Origin of the sequence: Chitinophaga agri (assembly GCF_010093065.1) — a bacterium.
Classification (GTDB): Bacteria; Bacteroidota; Bacteroidia; order Chitinophagales; family Chitinophagaceae; genus Chitinophaga; species Chitinophaga agri.
Genome location: NZ_CP048113.1, coordinates 7034547 through 7055375, shown reverse-complemented (window position 1 = coordinate 7055375; position 20829 = coordinate 7034547). Strand labels below are relative to the sequence as shown.

The following is a 20829-nucleotide window of genomic DNA, read 5'->3' as shown; positions in this document are numbered from 1 at the left end:
AGCGGGTTATATCTCTATGATCCTGGCAGGGGTTTTATCATTCCGGGCTACCGTCGTCGTGTGCACTAGTTCGATGTATGCGGCCAGTCTGGCGATGTTTCTGCATTGAAACAATACCTTCACAGGTATACTGAGACCGAGTGTACGTTTAATATAGGCATTCATGCGCATGGCAAGTAGTGAATGACCACCTAATTCAAAGAAATCATTCAGGATACCCACACGTTCCACCCCCAGCAATTGCTGCCATACCTCACAGAGCTGTTTTTCAGTTTCGGACTGTGGCGCCTGGTATTCCGCAGAGACATCCGCAACGATAGGCATCGCTTTCAGCGCAGCTTTGTCAATCTTACCATTCGGTGTTAAAGGCAGTGTGTCCAGTATACTGATCACAGCAGGGACCATGTAGGCAGGTAAATGAGCAGAGAGATATGTACGAAGTGTCTCTTGATCAACAGCCGCTTTGAGTACCACATAAGCGCATATTCTTGTTACGCCTGCGGCATCTTTGTTATCAGTCACGACTGCCTGGTTTATCCAGCTGCTATTAAGTAGTACCTGGACAATCTCATCCAGTTCGATACGGTAGCCATGCAGTTTCAACTGTGTATCTATGCGGGCAATGTATTCAATATTACCATCAGGCAACCACTTTCCCAGGTCACCGGTTCTATACATCCTTGCACCAGGGGTATGACTGAATTGATCGGGCAGGAATACACTATCGGTCAGCTCCTGCCGGTTCAGGTATCCCTTCGTAACCCCCGCTCCGCCGATATATATTTCACCGGCCACACCTACCGGCACGGGCTGACCTTTTACGTCCAGTATATAAATGCTGACATGCGGCAACGGACGACCTATCGGCACTGTTTCCATCTGGCTGATAGCAGCCGGATCGCAACGGTAGATAGCAGCAGAGACAGTCGTTTCGGTAGGTCCATAAATATTGTAAAAGTCCAGTAGTCCGCACCATCTGGCTGCCAGCTCTTTCTTACATACCTCACCACCACTGATCACCCTTTTCAACCCGCTGTAAACACCCGGTGTCAGGTGTTCGATCAGACTGGGTGTTGCCTCCAGGTGAGTGATCTGCTGGCGGTGCAGGAGTTGCTCAAGCAGCTGTATATCGCGGATCACTTCTTCCTTGCATAGTACGACGGCAGCACCATTGAGCAAGGCGAAGAACAGTTGTTCTACAGATGGGTCGAAACAATAGTTTGCAGATAACAGTATGCGGTCTGCAGCCGTAATACCGTATTGACTGCTTTGGTGTCTGATCAGGCTAAGTACCGGTCCATGTGCAGCCAGTACGCCTTTAGGTTGTCCGGTAGAGCCGGAAGTGTAGATGACATATGCCGGTGTATCTGCTGTAGCATCAGCGCTGACAAGAGGGACTGTCTTCATCGGCAAATATGACATGCCATCCTCTATTGTCAGCACAGCTGACGCACCTGCTGCTTGCAGTTTACTGGTATGTACCCCGTTGGCGACTATAACAGTCGCCTGAATATCTTTCAGGATATAGGCAATACGTTCGGCAGGATGAGCAGGATCAAGGGGTACATAGGCGCTGCCTGTTTTCAGTACAGCCAGTATACACATGACCGTCTCCGGCGACCTGTCGAGGCACAACGGTACCAGGGACTGCCGCCTGATGCCGTTCGCTGATAACCAGGCAGCCAGACGGCCTGCCTGCTCATCAAGTTCACGGTAACTTAATTTGACATCTTCAAAGATCAGCGCTGTAGCATCCGGGGTCGCGGCAACCTGCTTTTCGAAAGCGGCTGCCAGCGTTCCGGTTACTGGTATGATGTCTGGTTGACTATTAAAAAGGCGAAGCGTTTTCTTTTCTGTAGCCGGATATACCGCTTCCCGGTCTATTGGTGCATGTCCATGATCGAGGTATTGCGTGATGACTGCCTCGTAGTAATCTGCGAGGTCACCGAGCGACTTACCTGATTTCAGTGTCCTGTTCATCTTACAGATGAGCAGGAGGTTATTTCCAGTCGTACTAATACAGAAATCCAGGAAAGTATTGGTTAATTCATGGATGGTAGACATCGGGGCTTCTTCATCTCCGGCGGCTATATGGCCCTGCCGGAATAGTCCATCCTGCAGATAATCGTATATATGGAAATTGACGAAGTTGAATAACACATCAAAGAAAGGATTGCCGCCACTCACAGATTCACCTGTCAGTTCAGTGATAGCAGAGAGTGAGATGCGTTCCCGCTCTTTCAGCCGTACCAGCTGTTGCTCTACCTGCTGAAAGTAGCTGATCCAGGTCTGCGCCTTTTTACTTTCCTGCTGACGGAAAGGAACCGTGTTCAGGAAACATCCGAGTACCTTATCTCCGTCATCCAGCAGGGGCCTGTTATTCGTTACGACGCCTATTGTCACATCTTCTTCGTAGGTCAGCATTCCCAGCACGTATAACATAGCCCCCAGGAACAGTCCCTTCAGGGATAGCTGGTCAGTTGCTGCCTGCTGCCGGAGCCTGTCGAAAACAACGCTATCAAATGATCTTACCAGCTGGAGCGAGACAGTTTCCTCATTGAAAATATCCAGGCGCCGGTAGTTATCCAATTCACGGCGCCAGAACGCCTGATTTTCCGCATGACGCTTCTCCGCTATACCCTCCAGCACAAAATCCCTATAAGTGGCCTTTAAGGGCCGCAAATCTGGCAAATCCGGGGTAGCCCGTAAAGTGACATACAGGGTATTCAGTTCCGTGGTGAGCGTCGCCAGGCTCCATCCGTCGAGCATGGCATGGTGGAACTGAAATACCAGCCAGCAGGATCGCTGCATGTGCAGAAGCGCCACTTTCCACAGCAGGGTATTGTTCAGCTCAAACCCGGTCTTACGCTCATCGGCCATGAATGTCTGTATCGCCTGTTGCTCATGTGCTTTGCCGATGTGAGGCAGCATTATATCGGCTATGTCGAAAGTCACCTCCTTATAGACGATCTGCAACCCGCCGTATAACGGATGCTGATCGAAGACGGTGCGCAGAATGGCGTGTTTACGCACCAGCATACCTAATGCCTGTGATAAAATATCTTTATCAGGATCATCCGTGATCCGGAAGGTGATCTGGTCATGATAGACACTTTTATCGGACTGCCACAGCGATGAGTAGATCATACCGCTCTGGATATCGCTCATGGGATAGACATCTTCAATATTCGTGGTATCGTCCAGTTCTTTGCATAGCTTATCTTTCAGCTCAGCGACTTCGGCCTGAATAAGTGTTTTCAGATGAACAGCCTCCGTTGATACCGGTTGTAACGTCTTTATCAGCTCACTCAGTGCAGCGATGCTACCTGCCTGATATAGATCATACAAACGGATATTCTCACTAAACTGCTTCCGCAACTGACTGATCACACCAATCGCACGGATAGAATCTCCTCCCAGTCGGAAGAAGTCATCATGAATACCAATCCGGTCCACCTGCAATACCTCCTGCCAGATATCTGCCAGGCGGGCCTCTATCGCATCCCGTGGCGCTGCATATCCTGCTGTATGCAGCTGTGTAGCTTCCGGATCAGGCAATGCATGTTTATCAACTTTACCATTATTGGTCAATGGTAAGGCGTCCAGTGTTATCATGATGGAAGGCACCATGTAATCCGGCAGACGGCTCCGTAAATAAGCTAACAGTACAGGCTCCTCATAACCGGATGCAGGCACAATGTATGCCAGTAGCTGTCTGCCGCTACCTTCTCCGCGAACAACCACTACCCCGCGGCTTACATAGCCGCTCTCCTGTAGTACACTTTCTATTTCTGCCGGTTCTATACGGAAGCCGCGCAGCTTCACCTGATCATCAGTACGACCCAGGTACGCCATGCTTCCGTCAGGCAGCACACGCGCCAGATCACCAGTACGGTAGAGTCTCTCACCAGTTACGGGATGTAGCACAAAACGTGCAGCAGTTAGTTCCGGCTGTCCCAGGTACCCCCTCGATAAACCGGCACCACCGACATACAATTCCCCGGGCACACCAATTGGCTGTTGCTCCAACCGGTCGTTCAGCACATATGCCGTACGATTGCACAATGGATAACCTATGGGAATGGACTGTCCTGTGGCGATATGTTGTATGGCATGGGTCAGTGAGAACGTAGTATTCTCCGTGGGACCATAACCATTGATAATTCGCAGATCGGGATAAGTATCACGCAGCCGGCTGATGTGCAGTTCTGACAACTTCTCTCCGCCGGCCATAACTGTTCTTAAATGCGCAAAGATGCTGATATCAGTATCGATCAGCTGATTCAGCCAGCCAGCAGTGAACCACATCAGTGTAACACCACGGTCCATGATCGTTTCCTTCAGCTGTACGCTGTCCAGCAATCTGTCTTCATCAGCCAATACCAGTGTCGCTCCATTGAGCAAGGTACCCCAGTATTCTATCGTAGAAGCATCAAAGGAAGGGGAGCCGGTTGACAACAATACATCTGCCGGCGACCAGTTAAGGAAACCACTGCCTACTGCCAGGCTCACAATATTACGATGTGTCACCATTACCCCTTTGGGCCGCCCTGTCGAACCTGACGTATACATGACATATGCCAGACTATCAGCTGTCGCACGCACCGGAACAGCCACCGCCGGTAGTAAGCCCAGTATTGGCTGTAAAGCCTCTAATGTTACTACCTGTTTGCCATTATCGAATAACGCGCGGTATTCTGCGCTGGTGATCGCAATTGTATATGCGGTCTCTGACAACATCTGCTGTATACGTTGCTGTGGATACCGCGGATCAACTGGCACGAATGCGGCCCCTGCTTTCAGAATACCCAGTAGTGTGATGATCAGATCAGCAGATCTGTCCAGGCAAACGGGTATCATACTGTCTGCTGTTACGCCTGTTTGTAAAAGATAAGACGCCAGCCGGTTAGATTCGGCCTCCAGTCCTTCATAACTCAGCGCAGTATCATTGAACAATAAAGCAGTGGCAGCTGGTGTAGCCGCCGCCTGTTCAGTGAATACTTCTCCCACTGTCTTATAAGCGGGGTAGTTATCTACCCTTACTTTGGTGATCATATCCAGCTGCCCACGTTCTGCCGGCGGCAAGATCGTTACCTGCCCAACCGGCTGTTCCAGCTTATCGGGAAACTGTTCCAGGATAAAAAGTATACGAGCGCCCAGTAATGTTATTTCTTCCTGCGTAAAATATTCATATCTGAAATCGAAACGCAGTTCCAATGATTGTTTCTCTGTATAATCCCACCAGATCATACGAAGCGGTTCAACCTGGTACCGACTGAATAATACGTCAAAGTCAGCCTGTATACCTTCACCGAAATCCAGGTCAAGATCAAGCAGCACATAATTGACGATCACATCCAGTAGCGGACCAGCAAACGTGTCATGCCGGAGATGCCGGGCCAGGTCCCCGATGAGGTAGTCAACGTGTGCATAGTCTGCCTTCTGTGCAATGGCTATTGATCGTATAAAATCGTCCAGCTGCAGGTCGGGCGAGTAGCTGCCTTTGAAAGGAACAATACCCGTAAAGTGGCCCATAGTATTTCGCTGTACGGCACCTTTTCTTTTATGCGCAGGCGTTCCCAAGACCAGTTCGTTCTTACCCGTTGCCGAGGCCAGATAGATCAGCACAGCAGCAATCGTAAGATGCGGCAACCGGACGTTCAGTGTAGTAGCCAGCTGCTCCAGCATATCACGTTGTGCAGATGTCAGCTTCAGTACATAACTGCCGCTCTCTGGTACTCCGGGTTCCGGCCTGGCATAATAGCGTTGTAAAAGTCCGGCAGGATCTTCTGCGATCATTTTGTGCCAGTATTCAGCATGCTGGCCATATGTTGCAGACTGATAAGCAGCGGCTGCATCTGCAACCGCTGTTATATAGGAAGGTGCTTCAAAAGCGGGTATCACCCCGTCGTCCAGTCGGGCGGCCCTGTAGCTACCCGACAGGTATTTTGCCCAGATACGCCAGCAATAGCCATCAAATATGAGATGATGTACTTTGAAAAAGTAGTAGTATGCCTCGTCTGATAACCGTAACAATGCGTGTTCAAACAAAACATTGTCCTGGTCTACCTTAAATGAACGATCTGCACTGCCCTGCATCCATTGTCTGGCAGCAGCCACGGGATCCGCCTCACCACTGCAATCTATCAAAGGTAATTCCGGTATATCACCTCTCATCGTGAGATAGGCAACCGGTACCTCGTCATCTAAATTGAAGCGCATACGGAATATATCAAATACATCAGCGGCATTATTCAGTATCCGGCGGAACAGGTCCATGTCCAGTTGTCCTGTTATACTGATATAAGCCAACACATTGTAATTAGGGCGCTGCGGATCGATGGCCTGATCCAGGAAAATATCACGTTGAACCGGATGCAGGGGTATGATGTGTGAAGACATAAGCTTCCCTTTATTGAAATTTTATAGAAAAAATCAATTCATTTAAGCCGCAGTAAATATGGAGGAAACGAAATCAGGCAACTACTGCTGACAGTTGTTTGTCATACAGCAATTCCTTTTCACCAAAGAGTCTTTCGGCAGTGATACCTTTCTCATGGCAAAGCTGGATGAGTCGATTAGACTGAACAATGGGATTAGACTCGTCGGTGTACTTGATGCTACTGATAAACTCTACCCAGGGCTCCTGTCCCATAGCATATACATAGACTTCCTTCGGATTGAAAATGTTTACCAGCGACATTCCCTTGTCACAGTCAGAACCGGATAGCCTTCTGCTATTGTCCTGTTCACGCGACAGCTTTTTAGTCAGCAATGGGCCATATAACCAGGACATCGGTGCACCGTCGCACTCCATGCCCAGGAACATTACATCCGGATCTCCGGTAATACGCTGGATGTGTTTATATAATGACGATTCGAGGATACGGGAGTCTGCCAGGAACACCAGCCGGAACTCACCTATCTGCACAAAGTAACAGGACTTGGTGATGATATTCATGTCGCTGTGCTCTCCGGTGAAAGGAATACCAGTGATGGTGGCATCAGAGAATTTAACCGTCTCCATCTCATCGATAGAGATTACATTATTGAAGCCGATATTATTGAACATCAGCTTCAGGTCCGGATCTTCGAGTTTGCCACTGTTGGTGTGAGGAACAATAATATGTTTGATCTTATGGCGCAAAGGCAGTAACGTCTCAAAAAGGATATGGTCCTGGTGATTATGCGTGATCAGTACATAATCGATCACGTCAGGCAGGTGCAGATCTGAAAAATGATCTACATCAGAATGATAACCGTAGTAGCTGATCAGCGGATCAACCAGTATGCTGATATCCTTTGTTTCTACCAGGATGCAGGCGTGGCCAAAATAGCGCATACGGATCTTATCTCCGGTGTAGGGCTCATAGCGTTCAGGTGCTTCCTGTGTAAAGAATGTTTCAAACAATACCGCATCTTCAGGAGAGATACTGAGCAGTTCTTTAATGTACGACAACGTTTGCGGCGTACGTTTCATCTTCGCCAGTTCATCCAGCCCGGCATGATCAAACGGGATCTGTAGTTGCAGTACATTGGGCTCACCAATACGTGGTGTACTGAGTACGAATGGGCGGTGATCATTATCCGTTACCCACAGGGCTACACTCTGGGAGTCCTTGTTATAATAGGGACTATTATAGAGCAATGCCTCAAAGAAACGGAATCCCGGATGATTGTGGCGGTCATAATAGAGCTCCACATAGCCTTTTAACAGTTCAGGCACCTTTTCATACAAAGGCTCCATTACATATCCCTTTGCTTCTGTGTGCAGGAGTTTATCCAGTTCCTTGATGGCTTTGGCCAGCTCTATCAGTGGCGCCTGCTTGTCGACAGTTTGCTGATAGATAGCTTTCACTTCACCAACACGTTCCACGGGAATATCCATAAACGGACCTCCCCGCAGGTTAGGATTTAACACAGCTTCAGCATGAATGTTAGGCGCCATCATATAAGACTCCATGATCGTCATGTGTCTTCCTACAATATTCATGGCGGCAGTCGCCGGAGATATCAGGTGGCTCCATGCGTACCAGTTGTCCACCAGGGGTTCCATTACTACATTCGGGCGGAGATAATACAATTGTTCCTGCATAAAAAGTGGATTTTATACGGTATTTTTTTAAAGACAAAGGATTCCTTTTCCCAGGCACAATGGGTATACATACGTCAATGCAACAGCGTGATCACAATTTATATGTGCTATTTAGTTTTGTTGTTTCATTTGAGTTGAGGGACACTCTTTAGTAGTGGCCTGTGTACTTAATTTTTATTTAACGGGTCCAACATAGCTAGTTAATCATAACAAACATCAATCTCTTCTGTTAACACGGGTCTTCATCCAAACAACTTAATGCAAAGTTCATGAGCGGTGGTGAAAGTAGTTCTTTACATATAGGTTTATCAATGTCACGATTTCGATTAAGTGTTCGCTAAATTAGTATTTATGATTTGAATAATCAAAAACAAAAATCACTACGTCCACTGCAAATCGTAGCATCACGGAAAGCAATGCAAATATTCACCGCAGTCTGAAACCTGCTTCAATAAAGCGTTTCAAAGGAATTACAGGCTGTGTGAAAAAATCAGGATGCTGCGTTAAATATTCCTGCGGACATTTTACGCCGCTGCAACGAGAATGCAGAATATGCATCATTACGACCCAAATCGCACTGATATTGACAGGAAAATATGCATACTTATTACCGGAAACGGTTATACATTTTAACCGGGTAACTGGTTAGCATCAACGCATCACTGCAATCGTCACGATATATTTAAAAGAGTGCGTATAACGAAGTAGGTGATATAATTATTACTGATGTGGTGATCAATTGATCAAGCTTAATTTCCCTGCTTTCCGGCAGCACGAATATCGCAGCAGGTATCGATATATGCGATAAAGGACTAAACTGTCAGGTTAATCGGGCCAGCTGCTGTTTTAATGCTGTTATCTGCCTATATTGGATGAGCATTTCAAGTGCCTGTCGTTCGTTATCGGGTACAGGCAGGCGTAATATTTCTTCCAGCAAACCGTCCTGGTCTTCTTTTAACAATACACCGGTATGATGGAGTATTATAAAATGGGGGTCCAGGCAGTCACTTACCTCCCGCCCTATCTCCGCACGACAGACGCATACAAGATTAGAGAGGCCGTCTCGGGAGGGACCACAGCAACCAGTTAGTCTGCTACGGTCGTTATGATAAGTCAGATGATGCTTATCTCCAATATTTATATAAAAATCCCCGTTTGCATCTATACTATATTGTTCCATGGCAAGCAATGGCTCATTAATATTTTCAACCGTGTCCGGCAGTAACACTTTTTCCTTCAGCAATTTGGTAATTCTGTTCCCACAAATCCGGCAAGTAAGAAACACGTTCATTTGACCAACTATATATATTGCGTGATATATTATTTATTAAGGGAAAGCGATCGGGCAGCATTATCCCTGAGATTTCACTATCGGTTTTACCGTTGCAGCGGGCTCCGGCTGAGATGCCGCATCATCTGCCACAGGAATCACCTGATACTTTCACCTCTTCCAGCCTATGCATGGCACCACCCTCCATTGCAGGACCTGATCTGACATAAAAATATTCCGGAAGTCTTACTGCACTGAGACGTCCGCTTCTCTCATCCACCGTAGCATATGAGGAAAAGGTTTAGTATCATTCACCTTTGCCTGCTGTGCGTCATAGCAGAAACCGGCCCATTGCAATACCGGTACATATAACATATTACCAGCAGTATATTGCTCGATATACCAGTCCGATGATCCCTGATAACCCGCACGATGAAACACAACCGCAGGATCCATATTCAGATGAACGCATGCTGCGTAACTCCAGGCAATAGCCATCATCTCCTCACCATCAGCCTTATTCTTGTCATTCATTGCACCTACATTACCATGCATCAGTAGCCTGTCTGCTGGCATGGCCACTGCAATATGCCCTGCTTCGTGCAACAGGTCGCCGGGATAAAGTAACTGATCTGTATCTACTATGATAGTGCCTTTAGATATTAAGATGCCAGGCACGAACATATCAGCCGTGATGGGTTGAAAAGCAACAGGTATACCAATAGATCTGATAAACTGTATGATGTTTGCTGTAACGTTATCCAGTTGTGTTTCAGACATAGCTATTTAAATTAGCGCATAAATGTAAGTCATCTGCCTAATATATTCTATTTCCTCTCTTTCCCGTAAGCATCTCCCCATTCACACAAGTGCATCCATAACCGGGATCAGCCGCTTTCCTGACTCCGTTAGTTTATATTCCACCTATGGCGGTACCGTCATTTCCTTCAATACACAGCAATAAAAAATTCTCCTGTGACCTGGAACAATATTAGCCTTCATGCTACGTTTATAAAGCGAATAAAACGTGTATTTAAATGAAGTTCTTTGTTAATCCCAACGACATTGTCCTGGAATTCTGGACAAGAAAAGGTTATAACCCCGCACCCTACCAGGAAGTAAAAGGTTTCTATTTCACTGAAGAGGAAGCTGCCACAAATGTAGATGCTGTCAATCTCTTTGATCATTTCCTGACATTGGCAGGAAGGGATGGCTATCTGACGTATTCCAGCCATGAATACACAAATCCGGATGGCACTCCCATGAAGCTTTATTCTCTCACTCCTTTAGGTAGAGAACTCGGACAGAGACTACAACAGGCAGCCACTGCGTGAACCGTTACAGCAGCTACAACGACCTGATATATTCATCCAGCTCCTGTTCTTTTCCAAGTTTTAGCTTCTGTTTGATCCGGTAACGCGACATCAGTATGCTTTTGGGAGCGATGCCCAGCTTCTGGGAGACTTCCTTATTAGTAAGCCCCAGGTAGATATAGGCGCAATGTTTCAGGTCCAGTCTGGACAACAGGTTCCCAGAGTTGTCTTTTAGTTTCTCAAAGAAATCCGGGTTGATATTTTTAAAGTCGGCTTTACTGTCAGCATAATAGGCATCCAGTTTCTTATCATGACTGATGATCAGGTCCAGTTGCGACAGGACAGATCTGTCATTTCTGTTCTCTGCGATCTTTTTCTGTAATGTTTGCAACAGTTCAGCCTTTTGCTCAACCTGTAAAGTACCAGCCAGCAGTTCCTTCTGAAGACGTTCCTGTCTCTCCTGGAGGAGCTGCTGTTCTGCTATCAGACGCAGGGCCTCCTCTTCTTTCAATCGTGCCTGCAATTCCGCCTCCTGTTTCTCCATGGCCAGTTGCCGGTTCTCCTGTTGCCTGAGCTGAGCCTGCAAAGCGGCATCTGCTTTTTCTTTCTCTGCCAGCCGGAGCCGGAAGCGCAGGGAACGGAATAAGAAAATAGCAGCTGTCACCGACGCGACGCCCAACCCGATGTACAAATATCCCAGTCGCCTGTGCAGATCAGCCGTCTGCTGTAAAGTATGCAGGGCAGTAGCACTCTTCTCTGCCTGGTACTTCGCCTCCAGCTCTTTGGTCAGGTTAAGCTTCTCCTGGCTGTAAAGGTCCGCGTATAGGCTGGCATACTGCCTTTGATATAACAATGCTTCTTTATAATTACCACGTTTCTCTGACAGATCGGACAATGCTGCCATAAACTGGATCTTTGTAGCCAGATTGGGGAGACTGTCCTCATTGACCACCGCTAACCCCTTTTGCAGAAGTGCTGCCGCATCATCATAGTTACCTGCCGCTGCCTGATAGTCGCTTTTCATTCCGTAGTAATTAGAGATCACTTCCAGGTGATGCGTTTCCTCTCCTATCTGCTTCGCCAGATCAAGATAACGAAAAACGCTATCCCGGTAGGAAGGCGGATAATGCTGCGCATAGAGATCGGCGGTGTTCAGCGCAATGATGGCTACTGTACTATGATAAATGACCTGATCCCTGTGCGCCAGGAATGTATTTAATGCGACCCTGTTATAAAAGAATGCAGAGTCAAGGGCCGCCTTATCCTCTTTATGCTCCATATAATAATACTGCCAGTAGGTACCCAATGTCTGATAAGCCAGTAGCAGGTTATCATCATCTTTATCCTTTCGTGCTGATTCCAGACATAACAATGCGTACTTTTTATGTAGCGGACTATCATACAGGTTCGCATAGATACTGGCCATCACATAATAAACTGCTGACTGGTAATTAAACGCGTCCGTCTTTTCCAGGTATCTAAGTGCCTGCTGGGCACTTATCAGTGCCTCCTGTGGCTTACCCTTAATATTTTCCATCCAGCCTTTCCTGTACCAGGCCATCCCTTTTGCAAGCCTGCTTTCCGTCTTCCCTGCATACCATAATGCACTGTCCACTACCTGTGCAGCCTTGGAAAGATCATCCTGCTGGAGATATATAGGCGCCAATATGGCATAAGCCATCGATGTATATTGTGCATCCTGTAATGTACGGCTGAGTGCCACTGCCTGCATTCCTACATTGATCGCATTACTGGTTTCTGTAATAGAAATAGCCCTTGCGAGCTGGCTCAGTGTGGCCACTCTTTGCGCAGGTGTCAGGTTTTTTTGCTTTAGTGCAGCGCGGAGCGCATCGGCTGGTGTGTTACCAACACAAACTCCCACAGAAAAAATCACTCCTATAACAGATATGGCTATCTTATTGATAATGTGCAACATATTAACTCACGTAAAGGTTTTGTAGCTGGTATTCACCGACGCTTGTAGATCATTTGTAGATACCAGATTTTCAGTTTCGCTGTTCACGATAATTAATTTTGGGACAAATAAGCACGCATAAATATAAAATAAGCAAACAAAAATCAGAGGGGTAATGACGCAATATTTTGAATACAGGGAGGAACAGATGATCTGTTTTTATGAGATCACGCTGGAGAATAAGATCGTCAGAACACGATACGGACAAAAAGGCACAGACGGAACTACGAATGAGAAAGTGTTCACAGACACGAATACAGCCGTACAGGAATACGAACGACTGATAGAAGAGAAAAAAGAAGACAGCGCTTTTTTCTTCAGATTAGGAGATGACTATAGATTATAGATAAGGTATTATAACGGGGACGATCATATGGCAAAAAGGAAAATGTACAGTGTGTACATTTTCCTCTTATCCTATTCTGGTATCCAACCGGAAAGTATTGCAGACTTTGTGTAGGCAGCTGCTTCGGTGGCCGTCAACTGATGTGCCCAGCCTACGCGGCCGGGACCCGCGGCACCCTCCCCGGTATTATTGTACTCCGCATAATATGCCGAGTGTTCATTGTCAGTTTTGCCCCAGTTATTCCAGCCCGCGGGAATGACCGTCCCGGATAGTTCGCAGCCGATAAAGGCGGTCTTCGCCCAGGGTCTCCAGGGCCGCCCGAGATAGAAGGCCCCTGCCGGTGCATCACCCACCACCCTGCAATGCATAAACACATATCCGAACGCCTTCCCCTCAGGTGTCGAAGCAGCTGTGTAGTAACCTCCCTTTTTGCCATATAGCGTACAGCTATCAAACAAAACGGTCGCAGCTCCAAAGATAAAGTCCACCGTACCCTCTATATAACACTTATAATAGTACTGCCTGCTATCCGCCCCATGGGTATATAACGTATCCTGAAACCCCAGGAAGCGACAATTAATAAATACGGCCCTGTCACCTGTTACTCTAACAGCCACTGCCTGTCCTACCGGACCGGCACTATTCTCAAACGTAATATTCTCTGCCCGGAAGCCTTCCCCATAGATAAAGCAACTGGAAGAACCGGATGTCCCTATATTATTCCCCGCACTGTCTTTCTTTGAAGCATGATCATCGTAAGTCAGGATAACGTCCTGCAGACTTTCTCCCAGAAAATGTACATTACATTTGGTAGCTGGCAGTACCAGTTTCTCCTTATAGGTGCCATTCCTGATAAAGATCAGCGTCGTATCAAAGCTGTTATCTGCCACGGCATTGATAGCTGCCTGCACAGTTGTATAATCTCCGGTACCGTCTTTCGCCACAACGATCTTCGCCGCCTGGCAAAACAAAACTGGTGATAATAACATCAACAGTAATCTCAAACATTTCCTTTGCATGTGCTATGTGGTTCTATTCTGTTAAAGGGACGGCGTTCAGTGTTTCGTCGCACGGTTACCGTCATGTGTTAAACTATTCAGATAATTTTCCAGGTTCGTGTATCCATTCGCAGAATATCCATTTCTGTCTGCTGCATTCACCGCATCCAATCCATTAGCGGTCTCATAAGCATCCGGCATACCATCATGGTCACTGTCTGCCGGAGCAGGTACTGAGCATAAAGAAGGCCATGCATTGACCGTCTGCTCATAGGCTGTACCATGCGGGTAGCCCCCCTGTACATCAATGATACGGCCGGTACGGTTACGTACGTTGTCTGTTATGCGCTGGTCAAGTGTATCGCGTTGCGGCAGGGAGCAACCTGCTTTTTGTAACACCGCCGTAAATGCATCCGCGGGTGCTTCTGTTGCTACAGCATAACCAATATCAAAAGGCGTCACTGCTTTTACCTGCGTTGTATCGGCCGCACTTACGCCACTCCAGTTATTGGCGGTATTAGCAGGAGAACCATCTACATAGTTGCCACTCACATACCATTTGCCAAAACCGGCAGCAGTGCTCATACCCGGATTACAGATCCGGTACCTGACACCGCTTCCGGTATTAGGTCCATATTTATAATAGTTATTCACCACGTTATAATTTCCACCTTCTCCTCCATACACCGTATTGATCCCCCAGTTATAGATGACATTGTTACGGAAATCCACATTCTCTGTACCCGGTGTATCAGGTGTATATGTACTCACGCCTGCAAAACGCGGGTTCCTGTTGCGACAATGGGCGATCAGGTTGTGATGCATACTGCCATGCTTAGCGCCCCAGATGCCTCCATAGCCATGCTTTTCATACGCTGTATCTCCCGCTTCGAAGTGATAGGAATAATTCAGTGGCTCAGATATCACACACCATTGGATGGTCAGGTTATCTCCCCGGTAGATCGTCAGGGCCTCGTCTGTGCTCCAGCTGGCAGACACATGATCAACAATAATATTACTACGACCTAATCCACCGAAGGCATCATCACCGCCACTGCCATCTACCGGATCACCGTTTGCAGATGTCTTCTTCTGATACCTGTCCCCCAAGCGGAAACGCATATACCGTACGATCACATTATCCCCACTAATACTCACCGGGTAGTCGGCCACACATATCCCCGCCCCTGGCGCTGTTTGTCCGGCGATAGTCGTATTCGCCTTTATTCTCAATGCGGATGTGAGATGGATGGTTCCTGAGACCCGAAACACCACTGTCCGGTAAGCTGCATTCGCTGTCAGTGCATACCGCAAACTACCCGGCTGTCCATCATCCGATAGATTGGTAACTTCCATTACACTTGTGGCCGTATCTGGTGTTCCCCTCCCTCCGGATGCATACATACCGGCGCCCTCCGCACCTGGAAAAGCGGATTGCTGAGCAGAAAGAGACAAGGTGAATAGTAAAAGGCTGAAAAGGGTGAATGGCGTTTTCATTGACAATGTTTGTTTATCATAAATAATAGCAATTACGAATAATTGCGTCAATATCCCGGGTTTTGCGGACTCAGATTCGGATTCACATCACGCTGCGTCTGCGGCAGTGGCATCAGCTCACTTTTATTAGGTGTAAACCCGCTGGCAAAAGCATTTGTAAATGTCTGTGCAGCCGGCACGGTCGTGCCGCCCAGCCACCAGGCTACCCTTACCAGACCGGCAGGTGCTGATTCAACGGGTCCTGGTTTATAGAAAGAATACAGAAAAGGATTGAAGTCATCTATATTCGACCTCGGCGGCGTCTTCATGTAATACAGGTAACTGGGAAACTGAGCAGGATCACGTGCATAGGCGGGTCCGTCTTCCATGTAGCTGTAAAGGGGAAAAGCAGGGTGCAAGGCATCTGTGGCATTGGCCCATGCCTGTAAACGTGCACGTGTCTCCTGAATAGCTGTAGCCAGCAGGTTCCAGCGAAGCAGGTCATATTTTCGGATCCCTTCGCCACCAAATTCCAGCAAACGCTCCTTCACCAGGAATTTAAAGAATCCAGCTTTATCCGTAGGGATCACGGGTGGTGTTTCTGTATATCCGCCGCCATGACCGCGTTTATTCACCTGACTTACCGCCGCTATCGCAGCAGCCGTGGGACCATTATTCAATTCATTGTCAGCTTCTGCAAACCAGAGCAGCACATCTGCAAACCTGATCAGCGGCCAGCTTAGCTGCATGTTCTGCAAACTGTTGTTAATAGCAGGCCTGCTGGAAGTAGCGGAGTTACCCGCACTGAAAACATAGCCGGGATTTGTCACCCATTCCTTTCTGAACTTCCCATCATTGATCGCATTGATCGCATGACCTGTTTTGATCGTATCAAAGGTGATCTCATAAGGCACACAGGTAATATCTCTCCTCACATCCGTAGAGTCAAACATATAAAAGTACGTAGGTAATATGCTCAGGTTACCACCTCCTACCCCATTCACACGGGTGCCGGTCTGAATGCCGAGTTTACTGTCGGAGTTGGTACCAAACGCCATAGATGCCACCATGATAAATTCGCCGGCCGGATCATTTAAATTATGCGCGAGCAGGTAGTCCTTAAACAAACTTTTATAAGACGCCATCAGGGTATGCTGCGCCGGGTTTGCGATCAGTTCAGCACATTCATCCCGGGCTATCTTATAATATGTAAGATAATCCGCCGGCCGCACCATCGTCTGCTGAGATACAGACAGTGAATATCCACCTCTTGTCAAGGCGATCTTCGCACGTAAGGCCTTGGCAGTTCCTTTGGTAAAACGCTGGTCGACCGGGTCGCCGATACCCATCACTTCCATACGCCATGGCATCAGGTGCTGTGCCTCCAGCAGGTCTTTCAACAGATGATCATAGATCGTATCCCTGCTGGTACGTGGTTTATACAGATCCGGCTCATATTGAGATGGCTGCCATTGGGCGGGTACATCACCGAAGTTCCGGCATATTTCGTAATAGTACTGCGCACGCAGGATCAGCGCTTCTCCATGCATCCTTTTCAGCTGCGCCTGTTCCTGTGGAGAACCATTAACGTACTGCTGCATCTTCGGTATATTATAAATACACAGGTTCGCACGTTCAATACCCTGGTACATCTGGTTAAACGGATTCGTGATCTGCAGGTTGGAAGGAATACCCAGGTACTTTGCCAGCAACTGCCCTTCGTCATTAGTATTCGGATTCGTGCCTTTCTGTATCTCATCAGCATCATACGGCCAGTAACCGCTGATACGAATACCATATCCATAGTCGCCGGAGAAAGACATATATGCGCCCAGCAAGGCCTTCCGGGCATTCTGTACATTATCAAAGATGTACTCCGTGTCGAATGAGGATACCGCTTCCGGTTCCAGGAATTTGCTGCAACCTCCAGTGATAATCATGATCACCATCAGTATAACGATAAAAATCCGGTTCGTCTTTATGCTATTCATATAATAAACTTTGGGATAATTAAAAATTGACATTCAGTCCCATTACATAGGTCCTGGCCCTTGGATAAGCCGCGTAATCCACACCTGCCGTAGTAGGGTCAGCTCTCCTTGTATTTGCATCAGGATCATAACCGGTATAACCGGTGATCGTCGCGACATTATTTGCCGTCAGATAGACACGGATATTATTCATGCCAATGCGACGCAACAACTCTTTCGGAAGATTATATCCCAGTGTGATATTATTAATCCGGATGTAGGAACCATTCTCCACTGCATAGCGCTGTGAATAGAAACCGTTCACGCTTGTAGACGGGAACCATAGTCCTGCATTCCGGTTGATGTTACTCAGTGTAAGGGAATCAACCCCAACAATGATATTATTACCACCACTGCTCACTGCCCGTTGTATCAGCTGACCTTTTTCATCGATCATTTTCCACCGGTCATTCGCAGCACGCAGGAGGTTGACCTCACTACCATAAGCACTGCCATATTCCAGCTTGTTGGCATTAAATACTTTATGGCCGGATACGAAGTTCACGAAGATGTTCAGGTCGAAGTTCCTGAAGGTGAGCGTCTGATTAAACCCACCATAGCACTTGGGCTGAGAGCGGCCTATGATCGTCCTGTCATGATCCGCATCGATCACACCATCTCCGTTCAGATCCCTGAACTTCGGAGAGCCGGGTTGCAATGCATCTGCCAGGATACCTGCATTGGAAGCGACATCCTTCTTCAGTATATACTGCGTAGTCAGTCCCGGATAATTAGCATTCGCATAAGGCGTCGTGGTGAAATCCGCCGGTGTATAAAATCCATCATTGATATATCCGTACATTGTACCCACTTCCTCCCCTACCTTCAGGATATAATCAGCCGGGAAGTTATTTCCACTGAACCAGCCTGAATTACGCAGGATGATGTTATTGCCTCCCAGACTCGTGATCCGGTTCTTATTGAAGGAAATATTAAAACTGGCGGAATAACTGAAGGATTGCCTGCGGATAATATCTGCCGACAATTGTAACTCCAGTCCTTTATTACTGGTAGCACCGATATTCTGGAACTGTGCGGTATAACCGGTAGAAGATGGAATAGCCTGGTTCAGGAGCAGGTTTTTAGAACTGTTGTAGTATACGTCCGCTGTCAGACTCACCCTGTTATGGAAGGCAGTCAGATCAACCCCGAGGTTACGAGCGATCTGCGATTCCCATTTCAGTTTATCATTCCCCAGGTTAGAAGGATTATAAACGCCATTCAAGACCCCATTCAACCCATATCCACCATTCGACGGACTAATATACTGTGTACGGTAAGAAAACGGTGTAATACGGTTATTCCCGGCAATACCATAGGAAAGCCGCAGTCTGAGATCATCCACCCACTTACTCTTAAAGAAAGGCTCCCCGCTCACCCGCCAGGATACGACACCGGAAGGGAAGTATCCCCATTTATTCTCTTCACCGAATAGTGAAGACCCATCCGCACGCATGGTAACTTTCGCATAATACTTTTGTGCGTAGTTATAGTCGACCGTCGCAAAGAACGACGCCAGTGTAACCGGTACCTGGGAGCTGGATGGCTGCTGTTGCGGATAAGCGGTCGTAGACGCCGCTGCCAGTTGCAGGTTATTAAAAGCACGATCAGCAGTGATGCCGATAGGAAAATAGCGGATCGTCTGATTATTTGCGTTGGTCGTCGTCTGCTGTGTCTCCTGTCCCAGCAAGACATTCAGGCTATGCTTCGTCTTAAACAGGGCGGTATTTGTGTACGATAATACGTTGGAGTTCACCAGCTGACTCACCTGGTTGTCACCCAGTACAACCACCGGCTGCTTATTGTTACTCTTCGCATTGTTCGTGAGCGTATCATCGAAGGACCTGTTGTTTGTATTCGTTAGATTGAAAGCCAGCTGAGAACGGAAGCTCACATTCTTCACCAGTGCAACGGAAAAATTAGCATTCAGGTTCAGCTGATTGATATACCGTTTCCTGACTTCCGCATCTGCCAGCAGCAAAGGGTTCAGGATATTAAAACCGTTACCGGCGTTATTCAGGTCAAGGGTCGGGTCATAGGAGTCATCTTCTTCTCCGGGCAGTATAACGGGCTTGTACCGGGTATACTGCCGCAACCTGTTGGCGCCAGCACCACCTGCATCAGAAGTACCTGCGCCGAGGATCAGCTGGCGGGTATAGCGGGTATTGAAACCAAAGCGAAAACGTTTGTTGGCCTTATGGTCTATACGAAAATTCAGGTTCTTCCGGTCCAGGCTGGAGTTGATCAGGATACCTTCCTGTTTAACAGCCGTCAGACTGAGATTGTAGGAAGTATGCTCATTACCACCTGTCACGCTCACATTATGAGAATACTGCAAGGCATTATCCCCCATTGTCCTCTCCTGCCAGTCAAAGCCCTCACCAAACGCAGCAATGGTATCATAGTTGTCCGGCACACGGATATATCGTTTAATAACACCGGCCGTATCACCTCTCCACCATGCTCTTTCATACTGATAATTCACAAAGTCACGTGCATTCATCATATCTATTTTACGGGCCAGCTGCTGGATACCATAAAACGTATTGTACGCTACAAGTGTGCGTCCGCCCGTATTACGTCCGCCCTTTGTAGTGATCACGACTACCCCGTTTGCACCCCTCGAACCATAGATCGCGGTAGACGCAGCATCTTTTAGTACGTTGATAGATTCAATATCCTGCGGGTTCAGGACATTCAATGCATTGTCCATCGGGATGCCATCTACCACGTACAGCGGCTCGCTGCTTTGGGTGATAGAGCCGCGTCCGCGTATATTGATCACAGGCTCCGCACCGGGTGCTCCTTCTGACATGGTGATCTGCACACCGGCCAGTCGTCCCTGCAGTACTTCTGCTGCATTATTCAGCGGATTTGTTTTCAGCTCTTTTGCCGTTACGCCGGAAGATGCGGCGAGCAGATCACCTCTACGGAAGGCCTGGTATCCGACAATCACCACGTCATTCAACCGGGATGACTCAGCAACCAGTTTAGCGACCAGTGAGGTAGTCGCCCCTGCTCCTACCACATGCCCTTCGATATGTTGCGTAGCGAAACCTATACTGCTGAATGTAAAGCGGTACGATACACCAGCGGGCAACCGGGAGAATACAAACACACCAGCGGTGTCCGTCTGTACACCTGTCTTAAATGCTGTTTTACTGTTGACAGCCGTCACTGTCACTCCCGGTAAAGGCGTACCGTCTTCATCTCTCACTAGTCCTTTCACCGTCCCATAGCTATCCTGGGCCGTTACCTGCGATGGCTGGACGCAACAAAGCATAAGTGCAGCACAAATGCTGACAATCAATCTTGTCATACTGTAA

At 47.7% G+C, this 20829-nt stretch carries 11 protein-coding genes; 2 read left to right on the top strand and 9 right to left on the bottom strand.

Going from position 1 to position 20829, the window contains the following annotated elements; translation table 11 throughout:
• Positions 1-6 precede the first annotated feature (6 nt).
• From GWR21_RS28200 to GWR21_RS28185, 4 genes are all read right to left on the bottom strand, one after another.
• Positions 7-6402, bottom strand: a complete 6396-nt coding sequence (locus tag GWR21_RS28200) for a non-ribosomal peptide synthetase (protein ID WP_162335040.1) — start codon at positions 6400-6402, stop codon at positions 7-9.
• A 73-nt stretch (positions 6403-6475) separates the two neighbouring features.
• Positions 6476-8095, bottom strand: a complete 1620-nt coding sequence (locus GWR21_RS28195; protein ID WP_162335039.1) for an MBL fold metallo-hydrolase — start codon at positions 8093-8095, stop codon at positions 6476-6478.
• Positions 8096-8915: 820 nt separating this feature from the next.
• A complete protein-coding gene (locus GWR21_RS28190) occupies positions 8916-9338 on the bottom strand; it encodes a hypothetical protein (protein WP_162335038.1) in 423 nt (140 codons plus the stop codon).
• 273 nt (positions 9339-9611) lie between these two features.
• Positions 9612-10145 carry a hypothetical protein gene (locus tag GWR21_RS28185; RefSeq protein ID WP_162335037.1) on the bottom strand — a complete coding sequence of 178 codons (534 nt, stop codon included), beginning with the start codon at positions 10143-10145 and terminating at the stop codon, positions 9612-9614.
• A 257-nt stretch (positions 10146-10402) separates the two neighbouring features.
• Here GWR21_RS28185 and GWR21_RS28180 point away from each other — a divergent pair, with 257 nt between their 5' ends.
• On the top strand, positions 10403-10699 hold the full coding sequence (locus tag GWR21_RS28180) for a hypothetical protein (protein ID WP_162335036.1): 297 nt from the start codon (positions 10403-10405) through the stop codon (positions 10697-10699).
• Positions 10700-10712: 13 nt separating this feature from the next.
• On the opposite strand, the gene GWR21_RS28175 is transcribed toward GWR21_RS28180, so the two are convergent.
• Positions 10713-12614, bottom strand: a complete 1902-nt coding sequence (locus GWR21_RS28175; protein WP_162335035.1) for a LuxR C-terminal-related transcriptional regulator — start codon at positions 12612-12614, stop codon at positions 10713-10715.
• 154 nt (positions 12615-12768) lie between these two features.
• Here GWR21_RS28175 and GWR21_RS28170 point away from each other — a divergent pair, with 154 nt between their 5' ends.
• Positions 12769-12999, top strand: a complete 231-nt coding sequence (locus GWR21_RS28170; protein WP_162335034.1) for a WGR domain-containing protein — start codon at positions 12769-12771, stop codon at positions 12997-12999.
• A 71-nt stretch (positions 13000-13070) separates the two neighbouring features.
• Here the strand turns inward: GWR21_RS28170 and GWR21_RS28165 are convergent, their stop codons facing one another.
• The 4 genes from GWR21_RS28165 to GWR21_RS28150 are packed head-to-tail and all read right to left on the bottom strand — an operon-like array spanning position 13071 to position 20822.
• The gene (locus GWR21_RS28165) at positions 13071-14018 is read right to left on the bottom strand and encodes a pectinesterase family protein (RefSeq protein ID WP_162335033.1); all 948 of its coding nucleotides are present in this window, start codon (positions 14016-14018) and stop codon (positions 13071-13073) included.
• A 36-nt stretch (positions 14019-14054) separates the two neighbouring features.
• Positions 14055-15494 (bottom strand): pectate lyase family protein, encoded by a 1440-nt coding sequence (locus tag GWR21_RS28160; RefSeq protein WP_162335032.1) that lies wholly within the window; start codon positions 15492-15494, stop codon positions 14055-14057.
• A gap of 47 nt (positions 15495-15541) precedes the next feature.
• Positions 15542-17464, bottom strand: a complete 1923-nt coding sequence (locus tag GWR21_RS28155; protein WP_162335031.1) for a RagB/SusD family nutrient uptake outer membrane protein — start codon at positions 17462-17464, stop codon at positions 15542-15544.
• Between the two features lie 19 nt (positions 17465-17483).
• On the bottom strand, positions 17484-20822 hold the full coding sequence (locus GWR21_RS28150) for a SusC/RagA family TonB-linked outer membrane protein (protein ID WP_162335030.1): 3339 nt from the start codon (positions 20820-20822) through the stop codon (positions 17484-17486).
• Between the last annotated feature and the right edge of the window lie 7 nt (positions 20823-20829).

Bases quoted from the DNA above. Each gene is read 5' to 3' on its own strand.
- GWR21_RS28175 (WP_162335035.1), bottom strand. From the start codon at position 12,614: ATGTTGCACATTATCAATAAGATAGCCATATCTGTTATAGGAGTGATT.
- GWR21_RS28160 (WP_162335032.1), bottom strand. From the start codon at position 15,494: ATGAAAACGCCATTCACCCTTTTCAGCCTTTTACTATTCACCTTGTCT.
- GWR21_RS28155 (WP_162335031.1), bottom strand. From the start codon at position 17,464: ATGAATAGCATAAAGACGAACCGGATTTTTATCGTTATACTGATGGTG.
- GWR21_RS28165 (WP_162335033.1), bottom strand. From the start codon at position 14,018: ATGCAAAGGAAATGTTTGAGATTACTGTTGATGTTATTATCACCAGTT.
- GWR21_RS28185 (WP_162335037.1), bottom strand. From the start codon at position 10,145: ATGTCTGAAACACAACTGGATAACGTTACAGCAAACATCATACAGTTT.
- GWR21_RS28195 (WP_162335039.1), bottom strand. From the start codon at position 8,095: ATGCAGGAACAATTGTATTATCTCCGCCCGAATGTAGTAATGGAACCC.
- GWR21_RS28180 (WP_162335036.1), top strand. From the start codon at position 10,403: ATGAAGTTCTTTGTTAATCCCAACGACATTGTCCTGGAATTCTGGACA.
- GWR21_RS28200 (WP_162335040.1), bottom strand. From the start codon at position 6,402: ATGTCTTCACACATCATACCCCTGCATCCGGTTCAACGTGATATTTTC.
- GWR21_RS28170 (WP_162335034.1), top strand. From the start codon at position 12,769: ATGACGCAATATTTTGAATACAGGGAGGAACAGATGATCTGTTTTTAT.
- GWR21_RS28150 (WP_162335030.1), bottom strand. From the start codon at position 20,822: ATGACAAGATTGATTGTCAGCATTTGTGCTGCACTTATGCTTTGTTGC.